We start from the raw sequence: 2,426 nt of genomic DNA on the forward strand, positions 1-2,426 counted from the left end.
GAAAGCGGACAAATCATGAGCGACCCGATTTTGGAAGCCTTGGCGCGTATTGAAAACAAGACTGATCAAACTCTGAAAAATCAGAAGGAAATGCAGGCGGAAATTGCACAAATCCGCCAAGACACGAAACGCACGGCCATTACATTCGGCGCGATCGGCGGCGGCGTGATTACGGTCGGCTGGGAATTGCTTAAAGCGAAAATGGGACTGTAATTATGGCTCACCCGCAAGAAATCCGTGAAAAGTTACGCCGGCTCTATGTGAGCGGCGAGCAAACTTTGGAAACGGCGGCCTTGATGTGCGAAATACCGCAGGCCACTGCGCGTGCGTGGAAACGTGCGGATAAGGAAAAAGGCGACGACTGGGATAAGATGCGCGCCGCCTACACTTTGGCCGGCGGCGGTATTGAGGACTTGAGCCGTGCGATGTTGGCCGGTTTTATGGTGCAGTACAACAGCACGATGACGATGCTGCAGGATTCGAGTACCGAAGATTTGCCGCCATCGGACCGTGCGAAGCTGTTGGCCAGCCTGGCCGATGCGTTTACGAAAACCGTATCAGCCAATGCCCGCGTGATGCCGGAAACGTCAAAACTGGCGACGGCTTTGGAATTGATTGAGTTCTTGATGGCGTTTGTGCAAGAAAAACACCCCAAACATTTGCCTGCCTTTGTGGAGGTATTGGAGCCGTTTGGGGCGGAAGTGGAGAAGAAGTTTGGATAAAGAACCTTTGTTGATTAGTTTTTCCGGTGGTCGCACCAGCGCGTACATGACACATCTGATTATGAATAATCTTGGGTTGTTTACTAATTACACCCCATTTATTGTCTTTGCCAATACGGGCTGCGAACACGAACAAACGCTTGAGTTTATACATCAATGTGAGACAGTGTTTGGCTGGCCGGTAGTATGGTTGGAAGCGGTGATTAATTCTGAACATGGCAAGGGTACTCGGCATAAGGTGGTCAATTTTGAAATAGCATCAAGAAATGGCGAGCCTTATCAGGCGATGATTGCAAAATATACGATACCTAACGTATCCAACCCGCATTGCACAAGAGAACTAAAACTGGCAGTTATAAATTCGTGGGCGCGTGAGAAATTCGGTACGGCAGCCGTTGATACAGCTATTGGTATCAGAGTTGACGAATCGAGACGCATTAAGGCAGATGCTGTCCAAAGAAAAATTATTTATCCATTGGTAGATATATGGCCGTCTGAAAAGCAAGATGTTTTAGATTTCTGGAAAAAACAGCCTTTTGATTTAAACATCCTCGAATATTTAGGCAACTGTGTCTGGTGTTTTAAAAAGTCGGATGCCAAGTTACTTAATGCGTTAAATGATGCCTCCGAATACTTTGAATTTCCAAAAATGATGGAGCGGCTATATCCGAACGGTAGAGATGGCTCGCCCGTTTTTTTCTTTCGTCGGCATCGTACCGTTTCCGACCTTGAAAAATTAAAAGAAATTGTTGAACCAACAGTAAGTTATACCCATCAAGGTGGATGTTCTGAATCGTGCGAATTTTTACAGGCTGTCTGAATGAAGAACAAAGATTTCCTCAAATCCCTGTCCGTCCTTGCTGCCAGTCTGCGCCAAGTCATCGAAGCGGAAGTGGACGGCTTTGATGCGTCGCCCAAGGCTATTGCTGCACGCCGTACCAAGGTATTTGACCCAGTAGGCGGTTACGAATATTTCGTAAATACCTACTTCCCCCATTATATCCGCTCGCCTGAGAAATCCGAACTGCATGCGTTTTTATTCAGCCGTCTGCCGGAGATTATCCGCTCCCCCAAAGGGGAAAATGAGGCGGTGGGTGCGCCGCGCGGCGAGGGTAAATCGACGCAGGTTACCCAGCTGTTTACGCTGTGGTGTATTGTGACCGGCCAAAAACATTATGCCGTTATTGTGATGGACAGCATAGACCAGGCATACCCGATGCTCGAAGCCATCAAGGCGGAATTGGAATTTAATCCGCGCCTGAAAACCGACTTCCCAGAAGTATGCGGACAAGGCCGTGTATGGCAGGCCGGTACGATTGTTACGGCCAATGACGTTAAGGTGCAAGTGGCCGGTAGCGGTAAAAAGCTGCGCGGTTTGCGTCACGGCCCTTACCGTCCTGACTTAACTGTTTTGGACGATATTGAGAATGACGAGCAAGTCCGCAATCCCGAACAGCGCGACAAGCTCAATGCGTGGCTGACTAAAACGGTATTGCCTCTGGGCGGGGTCGGCCAGAAATACGATGTGATCTATATCGGCACGATTTTGCATTACGACAGCGTACTTAACCGCACTTTAAATAACCCGTTTTGGCACGGTATTAAGTTTAAGGCGATGAAACGCTGGCCCGACCGCATGGATTTGTGGGACCGCTGGGAGGAACTTTTCCGAAACGACGGCGAGACGGTGGCCGAGGCGTTTTA

The 2,426-nt window shown here is 49.0% G+C and carries 3 protein-coding genes and 1 pseudogene; all 4 read left to right on the forward strand.

Features of this window, described 5'->3' with window-relative positions; all coding sequences use genetic code 11:
* Positions 1-15: 15 nt before the first annotated feature.
* Entirely contained in the window at positions 16-213 is a 198-nt protein-coding gene (locus HMPREF2696_RS06020; RefSeq protein WP_049343850.1) for a hypothetical protein, read from the forward strand.
* A gap of 2 nt (positions 214-215) precedes the next feature.
* Complete coding sequence (locus HMPREF2696_RS06025; protein ID WP_004520456.1) at positions 216-722, forward strand: DUF1804 family protein; 507 nt, start codon at positions 216-218, stop codon at positions 720-722.
* Positions 715-1,542 (forward strand): phosphoadenosine phosphosulfate reductase domain-containing protein, encoded by an 828-nt coding sequence (locus tag HMPREF2696_RS06030; protein ID WP_141746351.1) that lies wholly within the window; start codon positions 715-717, stop codon positions 1,540-1,542. Before HMPREF2696_RS06025 ends, HMPREF2696_RS06030 begins: the two co-directional genes overlap by 8 nt.
* Positions 1,543-2,426: pseudogene (locus HMPREF2696_RS06035) on the forward strand (hypothetical protein); the annotation flags it as partial.

The sequence above is a fragment of the Neisseria sp. HMSC058F07 genome, from assembly GCF_001810035.1.
GTDB classification, from domain to species: Bacteria; Pseudomonadota; Gammaproteobacteria; order Burkholderiales; family Neisseriaceae; genus Neisseria; species Neisseria perflava.

Coding starts and splice junctions, on each gene's coding strand:
- HMPREF2696_RS06025 (WP_004520456.1), top strand. CDS start 216: ATGGCTCACCCGCAAGAAATCCGTGAAAAGTTACGCCGGCTCTATGTG.
- HMPREF2696_RS06020 (WP_049343850.1), top strand. CDS start 16: ATGAGCGACCCGATTTTGGAAGCCTTGGCGCGTATTGAAAACAAGACT.